Genomic DNA, 14,741 nt, shown 5'->3' on the forward strand with positions numbered 1-14,741 from the left:
CAATGGCTTTTATGGCTTCAGCTTTAAATTCTGCGGTGTAAGTCTTCTGTTTCTTGCTCATGGTAAACTCCTAATGAGTATGTATAGTTTACCAAGTTAAACCCTCCTGTTTTTTAAGCACACATCAGATTGCCATTGTGGATTCGCGTAGTTCCTCCCTTTTTCAAAGGGAGATTAGGAGGGATTATAAGAAAAAATAGAAATATAAAGGTAATTAATCTCATGGTTTTCTAGATAAGTTGATTGTTTTTTATAGAGTTTTTCCTTTAAAAGACTTTATGTTTTATATAAAATGAATCAATTTCTTTATAAAAATCTTAAAAATGAGTGAAATTGAACTTTTGGATGTATTAATTAAGGATTTTGCATGTGGGGATGTATTAGAAGCAGTTTTTGCAGCAATCATTATTGCTGGTCTTTTCTTCTGGGTTAGAGAACGGGTTTTAGGAATACCAGACTTTTCAGGAAAATGGTATTTGAGATCTAAAACTGAGAAAACAGCATATAGACCCTATGAAAATATGGAATTACAACATAATTTATTTTTGAGATTAGAGGGGAATAATATTCGAGGAGCCTCTGAAAAAATTTATGAAGATTCTACTTATGGAAAACGTTTTACGCATAGCCGACATGTCCTTAAATATACTGGTAAACATCGTGCTAGAGCACAAATAGAAGGGTCAATTCAAAAAAATATTTTTGGTCCAGATATATTAACTTTACATGCAACTGAATATGGAGAGCGGAGACAATCAACAATTTATTGCAGATTTGAATTAAGGAAAAATTTCATCTTTTTTAGTGATCGTAAAGCAACTAAGTTTGAAGGTGATTTTTATTCAATGGTTGCTGATCAAAAAGGAAAAGTTTGGTTATCTAAAGAACCATTTCCCCAATCTATTGCTGAAATCAAAGGTAAAGTATGAGGGCACTTTATTTCTTAGCAACCATTCCATTTTATTTTGTAGCTAAGTTATTTCAAATTCTAAACTTTGATGAAATAAATTCTGATTTCAAGAAATGTGAAGTTCATTTAGATAGTATTTATCAGTTCGTAGATGATGAAACACTCAATATTTTATTCCTTGCTGAAGACCATAGATTTTCAATGCATTTTGGAATAGATCATTATGCAATGCTTCGTGCTATTTACTGCACAAAGTTTAAAAATGAATTTCAAGGAGCAAGTACAGTGGCTCAACAATATGTCAGAGTAATTACTGAAAGGTATGAGCGAACATGGATTAGAAAATTTCGTGAACAATTATTGTCTATTTTAATTTGTAGAAAATATAGTCATAAACACATAGCAACTGCCTATCTTAAAATTGCATTTTTGGGTTCAGGATTGAATGGAATAGATAAATATTTAAGAAGAGAACATAAAAAATATTCACAGTTGAGCACTATCGAAAAGATAGAAATAGTTGCTAGACTAAAATATCCCGAACCATTAAAACATAAAGGTTTATGGTTATTTAAAATGAAAATAAGAGTTACTAATATTTCTTGTAAATTGGCTAAAAAATCCCTCCCAGCCTCCCTTTAAAAAGGGAGGAGCTGTCACGTAATTAAATTGATACGCGAAAGTCCCCCTTTGAAAAAGGGGGATTTAGGGGGATTAAAAAATAAAAGCCCTCACTGTGAGAGCTTTTATTAATGCAAATTATTGAACCGAATCATCCAAATTCGGTGCTAACCAACGCTTCGCTTCATCCAAAGTCCAGCCTTTACGCTTTGCATAATCCTCAAGCTGATCGCCTGCGATTTTACCCACGTTAAAGTATTGGCTTTCAGGGTTTGCATAGTAAAAACCGCTGACAGATGAAGGCGGCCACATTGCAAAGCTAGAAGTCAATTGCGTACCAATTTTATCGGTAGAACCTAACCAATCAAACAATGGCGCTTTTTCAGAATGCTCAGGGCAAGCAGGGTAGCCCGGCGCAGGACGGATGCCTATATACTTCTCTTTAATCAATTCTTCATTGCTTAAGGTTTCAGAAGCTTGGTTGCCCCAGAACTCTTTACGAATGCGCTCATGCAAATGCTCCGCAAACGCTTCCGCAAAACGGTCACCTAAAGATTGCGCAAGAATTGCAGAGTAGTCATCGCCTTTAGCTTTGTACTCATTGGCCATTTCTTCTGCACCAAAGATCGATACAGTGAAACCGCCCAAGTAGTCTTCTGCGACACCTTTAGACGCAATAAAGTCCGCTAATGACAAGTTTGGTTTACCTGTCACTTTATCAGACTGTTGACGAATGTGATGGAAGGTATGCGTAACCGATTGACCATCTTCGCTATACACTTCAACCGAATCCGCTGCTGAACGGTTTGCAGGGTAAATACCAAACACAGCACGAGCATCAAAACGTTTGTTGTCGATGATGTCTTTTAGCATGGTCTGTGCTTGTTCATACAAGTCAGTTGCTGCTTCACCTACAACTTCATCAGTTAAGATAGCAGGGAATTTACCTGCCAAACTCCAAGAAATGAAGAACGGTGTCCAGTCAAAGTATTCAACTAATGTTTCCAATGGATAATTGGTCAGCGTTTGCGTACCAATAAAGTTTGGCTTCACAGGTGCATTGGCTGCAAAGTCAATTTTTAAGCCATTTTCAACCGATTCAGCATACGTCAGTTTCGCTGCTTTCGGCTGTTTGTTAGCAATACGCTCACGGACTTTTTCATATTCAGCACGGGTTTCTGCTACAAACTTTGGCTTCATTTCCTTAGAAAGTAAAGTTGTTGCTACACCCACCGCACGAGATGCATCGGCAACATAAATGACTGCATCATTTGAATATTGCGGATCAATTTTCACTGCCGTATGTGCTTTAGAAGTGGTTGCACCGCCAATCATCAATGGAACATTAAAGCCTTTGCGCTGCATTTCTTTCGCAACAAAAACCATTTCATCCAGTGACGGCGTAATCAGGCCAGATAGACCAATAATGTCGACTTTCTCATCAATCGCAGTTTGTAAAATCTTCTCGCAAGGCACCATCACGCCAAGGTCGATGATGTCATAGCCGTTACAGCCTAACACCACACCTACGATATTTTTACCGATGTCATGCACATCGCCCTTAACAGTCGCCATCAGGACTTTACCCTTAGATTGGCCAGCTGTTTTTTCCGCTTCAATGAACGGATTCAGCCAAGCTACAGCCTGTTTCATGACACGTGCAGATTTCACCACTTGCGGCAGGAACATTTTGCCTGAACCGAACAAATCACCTACCACATTCATGCCGTCCATCAGCGGACCTTCAATCACATCGAGTGGACGTTTAGCTTTCAGACGTGCTTCTTCAGTATCTTCATCAATAAAGGTGGTGATACCTTTCACTAAAGCATGCTCAAGGCGCTTTTCTACGGGAAGCTCACGCCATTCCAAGTTTTCCACTTGTTTTTGCGCAGCACCTTGACCACGGTATTTTTCAGCAACTTCAAGCAGCTTTTCTGTAGCTTCTTGATGGCTTTCACCTTGGTTTTGGTTCAAGATCACATCTTCAACCGCAGCTTTCAGTTCAGCATCAATATCATCATAAATCGCCATTTGACCAGCGTTGACAATACCCATGGTCATGCCTTGCTTGATGGCATGGTACAAGAACACAGAGTGAATCGCTTCACGTACAGGTTCATTACCACGGAAGGAGAACGATACGTTAGACACACCGCCTGAAATCATCGCATGTGGTAAGTTTTGCTTGATCCAGCCTGTTGCTTCAATAAAGTCCACAGCATAGTTGTTGTGTTCTTCGATACCTGTTGCCACTGCAAACACGTTCGGGTCAAAAATGATGTCTTCAGCAGGGAAGCCCACTTCATTCACCAATACATCATAAGAGCGTTTACAGATTTCTTTTTTACGTGCAGCAGTATCTGCCTGACCTTGTTCATCAAAGGCCATCACAATCACGGCAGCGCCATACTGACGGCACAAACGCGCTTTATGCACAAACTCGTCATAGCCTTCTTTGAGGGAGATCGAGTTTACAACCGCTTTACCTTGTACACATTTTAAGCCTGCCTCAATGATTTCCCATTTTGATGAGTCAATCATGATAGGCACACGTGAAATTTCAGGCTCAGAGGCTACAAGATTCAGGAAGTGCACCATTGCGCCTTCTGAATCCAGCATGCCTTCATCCATGTTGATGTCGATAATCTGAGCACCGGCTTCAACTTGCTGCTGTGCAACTTCTAAAGCTTCGGCAAAGTTTTCTTCACGGATTAAACGTAGGAATTTTTTAGAACCTGTCACGTTGGTACGTTCACCGACGTTTACAAACAGCGAATCTTCTGTAATGTTGAACGGCTCTAAACCGCTGAGACGGCAAGCGGGTTTGGTTTCTGGCACTTGGCGCGGCGCAATGTCTTTTACGGCATTGGCAATAGCACGGATGTGATCCGGCGTTGTACCGCAGCAACCGCCCGTGATGTTAATCAGGCCACTTTCTGCAAATTCTTTAATAAAGGCAGCGGTTTGTTCAGGGGTTTCATCATAACCGCCGAAGGCATTTGGTAAGCCAGCGTTCGGATGCGCCGAAACAAAAGTATCGGCAACGTCAGCAATGGTTTTTACATGCGGACGCATGGCATCTGCACCTAGGGCACAGTTAAAGCCAATCGACAATAAATCACCATGACGCACAGAGTTCCAGAACGCTTCAGCAGTTTGGCCAGTTAAAGTTCGGCCAGAGGCATCGGTAATCGTGCCTGAAATCATCAATGGCAATTCGTAGCCAATTTGGTTGAAGACTTCTTTCACTGCAAAAATGGCAGCTTTACAGTTTAAGGTATCGAATACAGTTTCAATGAGCAGAATGTCCGCACCGCCTTCAATCAGGGCATGCGCAGCTTGAATATAGTTTTCTTTTAGCTCATCAAAAGTAATGTTACGAAATGCTGGGTCATTTACATTTGGCGAGATCGAGCAAGTACGTGAAGTCGGCCCAAGCACACCTGCCACAAAACGCGGTTTTTCAGGCGTTGAATATTTTTCACAAGCGGCTTTGGCAATACGCGCTGCTTCACGGTTGATCTCTGATACCAAATCTTCCATGTGGTAGTCAGACATTGAAACTTTAGTGCCGTTAAAGCTGTTGGTTTCAATGATGTCTGCGCCAGCATCGAGGTAGGCTTCATGAATGCCTTGAATGATTTGAGGCTGCGTCAACACCAATAGGTCATTATTGCCTTTGAGGTCAGATGCCCAATCTGCAAAACGCTCACCACGGTAGTCAGCTTCTTCGAGTTTATGACGCTGAATCATGGTGCCCATTGCACCGTCGATAATCAGAATCCGTTGAGCGAGCAGCTCTTTTAGGGTGGCAAGCGTGGACATAAATAACCCCAATCCGATGGAATATAAAATCGGCAAATATATTAACAGAATTCATTGCAGTTTTATTGATATTCAATCATCTTCACAGCGCGCAATTATTAGCTTGTTGAATTAATGAGCAATATTGCAACTTGTTAATTTCATATTCCAATTTCATATAAATGTATGGAAAGCTTCATGAATTTGTAATATTGCTCAGGCAAGATTAAAAAACATCCAGCAGGGCTATGCAAAATGACAAAAAAACATGACAGATGAAATATAAGTTGAAATATTGGGTTTCAAAGAAAATAAAGTTTAAATACGCAGATTAAATAACTGATTTACTTTATGAAAGTAGAGTAGGGAAGTCGGTTTTTAACACTAAAAAAAAACAAATAAAGCATGAAAAATTGCTTTATATGACACCGCTTTGTCATATAATTGTCATAATTAAATTGAACAATATGGGGATTTTAAAATCCTCTATTCCTGCCTGCATGAATTCTAAACAAACTCCCGTAGATTCAGCGCACACGTCGACTACTCAAAAGTCTACGAATGTTCATGTGCCTACACCGAAATTCTTTATGCCGGTATTTTTAACGCTGATTATTTCAACGTTGATATATATTGGTTTTCAGGTGACTGCCGATTTAGCGCATGTTCCGCCTTTAAGTCTTTATTCAATGATTTTATTGGGCACAGCCTTATTCATCGCACTTGGCTTTGAATTTGTAAATGGTTTCCATGACACTGCAAACGCAGTAGCAACAGTGATTTATACCAACGCTTTGTCAGCACCAGTTGCGGTAATGTGGGCAGGTTTCTGTAACTTTCTGGGTGTAATGGTTGCCAGTGGTGCAGTCGCTTACGGCATTATTGCCTTATTACCTGTTGAATTGATTATGAATGTCGGTTCAGGTGCTGGCTTTGCCATGGTTTTCGCAATGCTGATCGCAGCGATTTTGTGGAATTTAGGGACTTGGTTCTTAGGCATCCCGGCGTCTAGTTCGCATACTTTGATTGGTTCTATTCTTGGCGTTGGTATCATGAACTACCTGTTAAATGCAGGCGGTGGTGCGAGCGGTGTAGATATGGAGCAGGTGCTTAAAGTCGGTAAGGCGTTATTGTTCTCTCCACTGATTGGTTTTGCATTTGCGGCTCTCGTTTTCTTGTTGGTGAAGCGTATTTTCCGCAAACAGCTTGAACTGTTTCAACCACCAGAAGGCAATAAGCCGCCACCACCATTGATTCGTGCAATTTTGATCTTTACCTGTACAGGTGTAAGTTTTGCGCACGGTTCAAATGATGGTCAAAAAGGTATGGGGCTGATCATGCTGATTTTGATCGGATGTGTGCCATTGGCTTATTCATTGAATAAGAACTTAGATAATCAACATATTCAATCTTTCCATCAGTTATCTGCTCAAACTGCGACTGCGATCTACGCAGAGCATAAGGATATTCCTGATGCACAAGCGCGTGATGTACTCACCAAATACATTCAAACCAAAGAAGTCAGCCCAGAAGTTGTGCCAGCTTTAGCAAGTTTGACCGATCATTTAGGTGAGCGTGTTGCACAGTATGGCGACTTAAAAGATATTCCTGAACAAGAAGTATCTTCGATTCGTAATGACATGTACTTAAGTACCACTGCTTTTAAACGTCTAGATAAAGCTGAACAATTACCAGCAATGGCAGAAGCTGAACAAAAAACTGTGAAGGAATATCGTAGTCACTTAGACTCCTTCTTACAGTACATTCCAACATGGGTAAAAGTCGCTGTTGCATTGGCACTAGGTCTTGGAACCATGGTGGGTTGGAAACGTATTGTTGTGACTGTCGGTGAACGTATTGGTAAAAACCACATGACCTATGGTCAGGGTATGTCTGCCGAGCTTGTTGCAATGTCAACGATTGCTGCTGCGGATGGTTTTGGTATGCCAGTATCGACGACACACGTACTTAACTCTGCGGTTGCAGGTACCATGGTCGCGAATAAATCGGGTCTAAACTTTGCAACAGTGAAAACCATTCTATCGGCTTGGGTCTTCACTTTACCTGCAACGATCTGTCTATCAGGCTGCTTGTACTGGTTATTCTTGAAACTATTCTAAGCAACTCAAATTCCAGATATAAAAAAACGCTGCTTCGGCAGCGTTTTTTTATGGCTGTATCTCAGACATCACCGATTTTAATGGGATGACTGAGAGCTGAAATGGAATAGTCAAACTAACAAGTTGAAACTTTGCAAAGTTCAACACTTATTTGAACCAATGCAGTTACGCTTTTTTAAACAGTCCCAATACTTTTTTCACGGGCAATTTCTCTTCAGCAAAACCATACAGCGCTGCAAAAGGTAAGGCGGTACGTGCCAAATAAGCTACACGCCATAAGCCACCATGGTTGGCACCATGCATCATGAGTTCTAAAGGATGGTCTAGCGCTGTTTCAGGGTTTGCAACTGAGTGAGGATTTCTCAAGTCATGAATCCATAAAGCCGCCATGAGTGCATTGGTGGTTTCAGGTTGGAAGGATTCCACATCAAATAAACTCGCACCATTAAATGCGGCTTTTAATAATGGATTCTTCGTCACTGAGCGGGTCGTGGTGGATGGCGCAATATTGATACTAACCCGCTGACCATTTTGACGTGCGACAGTTGCGCGCCATTGTTGGATACGTTTTGCGAGTGCGTAGTTTGGACCTTGTTCCACCACCAAACAGTCAGCGATACCATAGGATTTTCCATTGTCTGCTGTGGTGGTTTGCTCATTATTTTGCTTAAAGAAATGCTGACCTGTGACTTTGGCAATGCTTTGCGTCAATAGCTTTTGTGCAGACGCACGGTTTTGGAATTTGGCTTGCGCTGCCGTAACGATCTCTTCTGGAACCGCATAGACATCGGTCGGAGTACACATAAACATCAAGCTGGTGTTGGCTTTTTGTTGACTGACATAGGCCATGATGCTGTCCATTGCCATTGCAACACGAACATGCTTTTCACCATCTAAATAGGCAATTGCAGCCAGATCAAGTTGATGTTCACTTTGTGCAAGCCACTGTGCAATTTCAGGAATGTGTGTCAGTAAATTGGCGCCCAATTTGTGTTTTAGTTCTTGAATGGGTGTGTCTTCATGCACAGTGTCGAGACTCGGTGCATATAAAGTGGCATTACCAGCTTGAACAATGCTTAAGATTCGATCCCAAACACGTTCATTATTGAGGTCGATTGCCACAATATTGGCTTTCCATTTTGCTAACCACGTCAGTGGGCCAGCTTCGGAAGCAGCACCAAAAAGCACCATAGTCCGATCTGACAAATCGAACCATTCTGGGTGGGCAATGGCTTCACGTAATGCGTCGGCATGACTGGCTTCAATGATGCCAGCATCTTGCCATTTTTGAATCTGAGCCAGTAACGCCTCACCTTGCAGTTTTTGGCCATGATAGGGCACATACCACTCAGGCGCTGCGTCACTTTCACCTTTTAATTTCACGGTATGCAGTGGATGTGCAGTTAAAGCCACTGCATCTTTGAGCGTATGCTTTTCTTGATCACGATAAAATTCAAAGACGTGATGCGCTTTATTTAAACCTTGCTCAGCAATGTTGATCGCTGCTTCAGATGATTGAATCCCTTGTTCAACCAAGGCTTTAAAATATTCAGGATATTTTTTACGCCAGTTTTTTTCTTGTTTTGCACGTACAGAAGACTGATGGTCAACTGCAGCTAAGGCTTCAGCGATAATTTCACGACCAGTTTTAGATGTACTCGGCTTTTGGTTTGAAGCCGAAATGGGAAATTGAAGACCTTCAGTTGAACTTGACATGCAAAATATCTCAGCTAATTTTGTCATTAATATACAGATGTATACATTATCTATGCCAAATTAAAAAATAGGGTGGCATAAAATGCCAGATTTATATGATTTGTCATGTGCTTTTGTGAACTTTCGTAGAATATACAGCTTCAAATTTTATTGTCGGAATTGAAAAAGCCTTCGGTTTGAAGGCTTAAAAGAAGAGGGCATTAAATCAATAACGGCAAATCAACAACGACCTTTTTTAGCCTGTCCGGGCGGGCAAAAGTCGCCGTGTCGATCTGGGTAATTGTAAGGATAGTGATTACGATCTGGGTCGACGACGATACTGCCTTCACGGGTGTGAACGGCACAAGCACTCAACACGCAGGTCAACAGCAAACTTGAGAATATCAGGGCTATTTTCATTGGAATTTTCCCTTTTTTATTCTGTGTTATTTCAGTTTAAATCAGGGCAAGGGTAGATAGCGTTTCAATCTGCTGTGAAATTGTATAGCTCGATATTCAAAGTGCGGTGTTGTAGATATGGGAAATTGGCTAAAGAAAAAAATTAAAGGACATTTCGATTTAACGCAGCACAATAAAAAAGCCTAAACTGAAACGGTTTAGGCTGTCATTTTACTGGTTAAATCAGACTGATTTTTTAGACTTAACGTTAGAAAGGAACGTTTAATAACTGACTTAAGAAATGTGGAATGAGCTTCGGTTCAAGAATAATCGTCATGATTACACCATACGCTGCGCCCCAAAGGTGTGCGCTGTGGTTAATGTTGCTGTTGCCACGTTTACCTGACCAAATACTATAAGCCACATACAGCACGGCAAAAATAATCGCAGGAACAGGAATAAAGAATACAAAAATCAGTTTCCACGGTTCAAACAAGATATACGCAAAAAGTACCGCAGATACCGCCCCAGAAGCCCCTAAACTTGCCCAATGGGTATCATGCTTATGTTTTAAATAACTCGGAATAATCGCAGCGATCAAACCGCCCAAGTAAAACAGCACAAAGCCCATGTCGAAAAAATATTGGCGATAAAAACTTTCAATCACGCTACCAAAGAAAAATAAGGTAATCATGTTGAACAATAGGTGCGCGCCATCTGCATGAATAAAGCCATGGCTAATAAATCGGTCATACTCGCCACGACTGAGGGCTGGCGGCCAAAATAACAAACGATTCATCACTTTCTGATTTGAAAATGCAATCAGTGAAATCACCACCGTAATTAGGATAATGGTCACGGTGTGGTTAAAGGGTAGACCCAACATATATGACTATTCTACTTGTTAAAATTTATGCTCAATAATGCCATTAAAACGGCTTAAAGCGTGCACTTTCAGAATAATTCCGACAATTTTAGTTGATTTTTTTCTAATGCCCCGCATCTTAAGTTAAAATAGCGACTTCAGCTTGAGGAAATATTGTAATGTCGACTGAGAACAACAGCACAGCAGTTGCTGAAGAAATTCCAAACCTATTGATCACTCCAAATGCCCAAGAGTATTTGAAAGATCTTTTGGATAAACAAAATACACCGGGCATTGGTGTACGTGTTTTTGTGGAAAATCCGGGTACGCCACGTGCTGAATGTTGTATGGCTTACAGTGCACCAGAAGAAGTTGTGCCTACAGACTATAAACAAGACTATCCAGATTTCCCTGCATTTATTGACACACCGTCTATTCCATATCTTTTGGATGCGGTAATTGACTATAACAAAGACCGTTTTGGTGGTCAGTTAACTTTCCGTGCACCAAACTCAAAAGTGCCACGTGTGGGTCCAGATGCCTCTGTAGAAGAGCGAATCACTTATGTTCTACAGTCAGAAATTAATCCTGGCCTTGCCGGTCATGGTGGTAACTGTGCATTGGTAGAAGTGGTTGAAGATGCAGAACATGGTTTAACTGCAGTGCTTAAATTCGGTGGTGGTTGCCAAGGTTGTTCTTCAATCGATTTAACCTTGAAACAAGGTGTTGAAACAACATTGAAGCAGCATGTACCTGAGTTAATGCGCGTTGTTGACCAAACGGATCACAGTAATACTGAAGGTGCTTATTTCAAATAAGTTCAGTATTGTTATAAAAAAGCCGCAATGATGCGGCTTTTTTATTGTCTAAATCAAATAAAACGAAGATTTTTAAATGGTTTCTGAGGTTTTTACAGTGAGATGATAAGCGATATCACAAATATAAATGAGAACGATTATTAAAATTAATTGCAATATCGTTTGTGTTGGTTACAATGTGCAACACATTATTCTAGATTTCTCCATAAATACGTTCATTTGGAAGCACTCAATGACCAAACAACTATTAAAATCAACGCTTACACTTTCAATACTCTGTGCATTGGTAAGTTTGTCGCATGCAGAAGATGTGCAAACTGAAGCAACAGACGAATCCGTAACGAAGATGGAAACCATTGTTGTTACTGCAGCAGAACAGGTTAAACAATCATTAGGTGCTTCAAAAATTACGGCAGAAGATTTAGAAAAAATGCCGGTTGTGAATGATATTTCAGAGTATGTGCGCCGTATGCCGGGTGTGAATTTGACTGGTAACAGTGCCACCGGGCAACGTGGTAATAACCGTCAGATTGATATCCGTGGTATGGGGCCTGAAAACACGTTGATCTTAATTGATGGCAAGCCTGTAAATTCGAGAAACTCAGTACGTTATGGCTGGCGCGGTGAGCGTGATACACGTGGTGATTCGAACTGGGTACCTGCGGATGCTATTGAATCGATTGAAGTGCTGCGTGGTCCAGCAGCAGCGCGTTATGGTTCAGGTGCGATGGGTGGTGTGGTCAATATTAAAACCAAGAAAGTGACCAACGACGTGCATGGCTCTGTGGAAGTTTTTACCAATCAACCTGAAGACGCTAAAGAGGGCGCAAGTCACCGTGAAAGCTTTAACTTAAGCGGGCCAATTCTCAAAGATGTCCTTTCATATCGGTTATACGGTAGTTATAACAAAACCGATTCAGATGCTGCGGATATTAATGCTCTAATGGATAATGGCGCGCGTATGGCGGGTCGAGAAGGCGTTGAAAATAAAGATATTGCAGGGCGTTTGGCTTGGCAGTTGAACGATCAACAAGTCTTGATGTTTGACGCAAGTGTTGGCCGCCAAGGCAACCGTTTTGCAGGTGACAGTCAAAACAGTGTATTTGATCCAGCCGATCCAAACAAAGCGCCTATTCTATCGGCTTTAATTGGTGAAGAAACCAATACCATTTATCGTGATAGTTTTGCATTAACCCATGAAGGTACGTGGGGTTGGGGCGATAGTAAACTCATTGCGCAATATGACAAAACCAAAAATAAACGCCTACCTGAAGGAACAGGCGGTAGTACTGAGGGACAGATTAATAATCTTGAAAATAAACAAACGTCATATCTAGAAACCATTCGCTTTAATGCAGAAGCCAATCTGCCGTTCCAATGGTATGTCCCACAAGTATTAACTTTAGGCGCTGAATGGGTTGAAGATGACTTTACCGATACGGTTAATACACAAGCTGGCACAGGCGGTTTTGGTGATGTGTTGACCTCAGGTGACCGTTCACACATGGATTCACGGATTGCGTCGGCCTATATTGAAAACAATATGAACTTGGGCGAAAGCACCGATGTCGTTTTGGCACTACGCTATGATAATCATAGCAAATCAGGCGATAGCTGGAGTCCAAGTCTCAATATTACGCAAAAGCTTGGCGACTATTGGACATTAAAAGGTGGTGTGGCTAAGGCGTATAAAGCACCCAATATGTACCAAAATGCGGAAGGTTATCTGTTAAGTACTCGCGGTAATGGCTGTCCGATTGGGCTGAGCCAATGTCTATTACAAGGTAATGGCGATCTCAAACCTGAAACTTCAGTGAATAAAGAGTTAGGTGTGCAGTTCGAAAAAGACATCATGAATGCAAGCTTTGCATGGTTCCGTAATGATTATAAAAATAAGATCGTTGCGGGGGATACACGTCTGGAAGAACTAGAAGTAAATGGTACAACGTATAATGTACTGCGTTGGATGAATACGCCGGAAGCTTTGGTGGAAGGTGTTGAAGGAAGTATTTCTTTAGATTGGGGTGATATCACGTGGACCAATAACGTTACCTATATGATCAACTCTGAAGATAAACGTACTGGCAATCCGCTTTCAGTGATTCCGAATTACACACTGAACTCTATTTTGAACTACAACATTACGGATCGATTAGACAGTAACTTTGTCTATACCCAATATGGTCGTCAAAAGCCACGTCAATATGCAGAAACCAGTCTTGAAAGCAAAGATGGCTTGGCGATGGATAGCGTGAAAAGTTATGGCATTGCAGGCATTAACTTTGGTTATAAATTTAATGCGGCTTTAAGTGCTCGTATCGGTGTGAATAACCTATTTGATGAGCAAAAACTGCGTGATAAAACGGTCAACCAAACATATAACGAGCCGGGTCGTGCTTACTATGCTAGTTTGAAATACCAATTCTAAGTAGTTCCAAAAGAAAAGCCGCTTAATGCGGCTTTTTTTATGTTGGGATATTTAAAATTTTCAGTGCTTCACTTGAGTAGTAAAACTGTTCTAGATACAGACGGGAACGCTCACGTATATATCCTGACTCAATCATTTGTTGAACGATAGGATTGAGTAAGTTTTGAAGTTCATGTTGAATCAATGCTTCATCAATATTTAAATCACGCAGCAATAAATCAAAAGGGCGTTCTGCATTACGCACGTACCAAGCGTATACGCCATCATGCACTTGCTGTTTCATATACTCAGACTGTCGCATAAAGTCCCAAATTTCATGACCCATCGCAACCGTTTGCGGCAAGTCCTGAACTTCAACATAGTTCTTTAATACCGAAACTGGCAGCGCTTTAATTTTATGCCACAAATTGGCTTGAAAATGGTACAGCTTTTGATCATCAAAGTGCTGATTTAACACGGTTTCACTCATTTGACTGAGTTTTAAAATATTCTTTTGCAAGTATTTGCTGACCGCATTATCTAAATTGGTATCTGTGACATTTTCCAGTACCGATTTCCCCATTTTCATAAATCGTGAAACGCCGGGTACCGATTTTGCAATCACTGAGTTGTCTAAATAATCTTGTATCGCATGTTGAATCAACTGACTGATCATGGCTGAAAATGCAGGATTGTTGACCATGGTATGAATTAAACGCTGACGATGTCCTTGTTTACTTGCCACATACTGCGCAATTTTATCGATGGTCAATACTGGGATGATTTCGGCAATCGTGGTGCTGTCATTTGCAGGATGAATCAGTGCAAATTTGATATGTTCAGCAATTTGCTCAATCAGACATTGACTTGCAGGGGTATTTAAAATTTGTTTCTGCAACAAGGCATTGATTTGATCAAAACTCCAAATCTGCTGCAAAGATTGTTTACGAAACCATTGATAAAAATGGGTGAATTCAGTGGCTACGGTATCATTGTGTGAAAAGCTCTGATCTAAAAAGTTCAGTTGAGCGTCAATCAACTGCTCAATCATCGGGTTTTTCTGCATACTTTCCCTGAAGTCCCAGTGATGGGTATCTAA

At 41.0% G+C, this 14,741-nt stretch carries 10 protein-coding genes; 5 read left to right on the plus strand and 5 right to left on the minus strand.

Features of this window, described 5'->3' with window-relative positions; all coding sequences use genetic code 11:
* Nucleotides 1-323 precede the first annotated feature (323 nt).
* Both FTT76_RS15215 and FTT76_RS15220 read left to right on the plus strand, forming a co-directional pair.
* Nucleotides 324-929, plus strand: a complete 606-nt coding sequence (locus FTT76_RS15215) for a hypothetical protein (protein WP_180026485.1) — start codon at nucleotides 324-326, stop codon at nucleotides 927-929.
* Nucleotides 926-1,552: a transglycosylase domain-containing protein gene (locus FTT76_RS15220; protein WP_180026484.1), complete on the plus strand. Its 627-nt coding sequence runs from the start codon at nucleotides 926-928 to the stop codon at nucleotides 1,550-1,552. The genes FTT76_RS15215 and FTT76_RS15220 overlap by 4 nt, the downstream gene beginning before the upstream one ends.
* A 117-nt stretch (nucleotides 1,553-1,669) precedes the next feature.
* On the opposite strand, the gene metH is transcribed toward FTT76_RS15220, so the two are convergent.
* The gene (gene metH / locus FTT76_RS15225) at nucleotides 1,670-5,359 is read right to left on the minus strand and encodes a methionine synthase (RefSeq protein ID WP_180190606.1); all 3,690 of its coding nucleotides are present in this window, start codon (nucleotides 5,357-5,359) and stop codon (nucleotides 1,670-1,672) included.
* A gap of 479 nt (nucleotides 5,360-5,838) precedes the next feature.
* Between metH and FTT76_RS15230 the strand changes: the two genes are divergently transcribed.
* Entirely contained in the window at nucleotides 5,839-7,458 is a 1,620-nt protein-coding gene (locus tag FTT76_RS15230; protein WP_180190607.1) for an inorganic phosphate transporter, read from the plus strand.
* Nucleotides 7,459-7,623: 165 nt separating this feature from the next.
* Here the strand turns inward: FTT76_RS15230 and FTT76_RS15235 are convergent, their stop codons facing one another.
* The 3 genes from FTT76_RS15235 to FTT76_RS15240 all read right to left on the minus strand — a co-directional run bounded on the left by FTT76_RS15235 (nucleotide 7,624) and on the right by FTT76_RS15240 (nucleotide 10,438).
* Nucleotides 7,624-9,174: a hypothetical protein gene (locus FTT76_RS15235; RefSeq protein ID WP_180190608.1), complete on the minus strand. Its 1,551-nt coding sequence runs from the start codon at nucleotides 9,172-9,174 to the stop codon at nucleotides 7,624-7,626.
* Between the two features lie 219 nt (nucleotides 9,175-9,393).
* Nucleotides 9,394-9,573 (minus strand): hypothetical protein, encoded by a 180-nt coding sequence (locus FTT76_RS17705; RefSeq protein WP_257235111.1) that lies wholly within the window; start codon nucleotides 9,571-9,573, stop codon nucleotides 9,394-9,396.
* 247 nt (nucleotides 9,574-9,820) lie between these two features.
* The gene (locus tag FTT76_RS15240; RefSeq protein ID WP_111884441.1) at nucleotides 9,821-10,438 is read right to left on the minus strand and encodes a rhomboid family intramembrane serine protease; all 618 of its coding nucleotides are present in this window, start codon (nucleotides 10,436-10,438) and stop codon (nucleotides 9,821-9,823) included.
* 158 nt (nucleotides 10,439-10,596) lie between these two features.
* On the opposite strand from FTT76_RS15240, the gene nfuA reads away from it, so the two are divergent.
* Both nfuA and FTT76_RS15250 read left to right on the plus strand, forming a co-directional pair.
* Nucleotides 10,597-11,235, plus strand: coding sequence for a Fe-S biogenesis protein NfuA (nfuA, locus tag FTT76_RS15245; RefSeq protein ID WP_078189947.1), 639 nt, complete (start codon nucleotides 10,597-10,599; stop codon nucleotides 11,233-11,235).
* 232 nt (nucleotides 11,236-11,467) lie between these two features.
* Nucleotides 11,468-13,663, plus strand: a complete 2,196-nt coding sequence (locus tag FTT76_RS15250; protein WP_180190609.1) for a TonB-dependent siderophore receptor — start codon at nucleotides 11,468-11,470, stop codon at nucleotides 13,661-13,663.
* 37 nt (nucleotides 13,664-13,700) lie between these two features.
* Here FTT76_RS15250 and FTT76_RS15255 read toward each other — a convergent pair whose 3' ends face one another.
* A complete protein-coding gene (locus FTT76_RS15255) occupies nucleotides 13,701-14,708 on the minus strand; it encodes a hypothetical protein (protein WP_180190610.1) in 1,008 nt (335 codons plus the stop codon).
* Between the last annotated feature and the right edge of the window lie 33 nt (nucleotides 14,709-14,741).

The organism is Acinetobacter sp. YH01009, assembly GCF_013420765.1.
In the GTDB taxonomy this organism is placed as follows: domain Bacteria; phylum Pseudomonadota; class Gammaproteobacteria; order Pseudomonadales; family Moraxellaceae; genus Acinetobacter; species Acinetobacter amyesii.

Coding starts and splice junctions, on each gene's coding strand:
- FTT76_RS17705 (WP_257235111.1), bottom strand. CDS start 9,573: ATGAAAATAGCCCTGATATTCTCAAGTTTGCTGTTGACCTGCGTGTTG.
- FTT76_RS15235 (WP_180190608.1), bottom strand. CDS start 9,174: ATGTCAAGTTCAACTGAAGGTCTTCAATTTCCCATTTCGGCTTCAAAC.
- FTT76_RS15240 (WP_111884441.1), bottom strand. CDS start 10,438: ATGTTGGGTCTACCCTTTAACCACACCGTGACCATTATCCTAATTACG.
- FTT76_RS15220 (WP_180026484.1), top strand. CDS start 926: ATGAGGGCACTTTATTTCTTAGCAACCATTCCATTTTATTTTGTAGCT.
- FTT76_RS15250 (WP_180190609.1), top strand. CDS start 11,468: ATGACCAAACAACTATTAAAATCAACGCTTACACTTTCAATACTCTGT.
- FTT76_RS15255 (WP_180190610.1), bottom strand. CDS start 14,708: ATGCAGAAAAACCCGATGATTGAGCAGTTGATTGACGCTCAACTGAAC.
- FTT76_RS15215 (WP_180026485.1), top strand. CDS start 324: ATGAGTGAAATTGAACTTTTGGATGTATTAATTAAGGATTTTGCATGT.
- metH (WP_180190606.1), bottom strand. CDS start 5,359: ATGTCCACGCTTGCCACCCTAAAAGAGCTGCTCGCTCAACGGATTCTG.
- FTT76_RS15230 (WP_180190607.1), top strand. CDS start 5,839: ATGAATTCTAAACAAACTCCCGTAGATTCAGCGCACACGTCGACTACT.
- nfuA (WP_078189947.1), top strand. CDS start 10,597: ATGTCGACTGAGAACAACAGCACAGCAGTTGCTGAAGAAATTCCAAAC.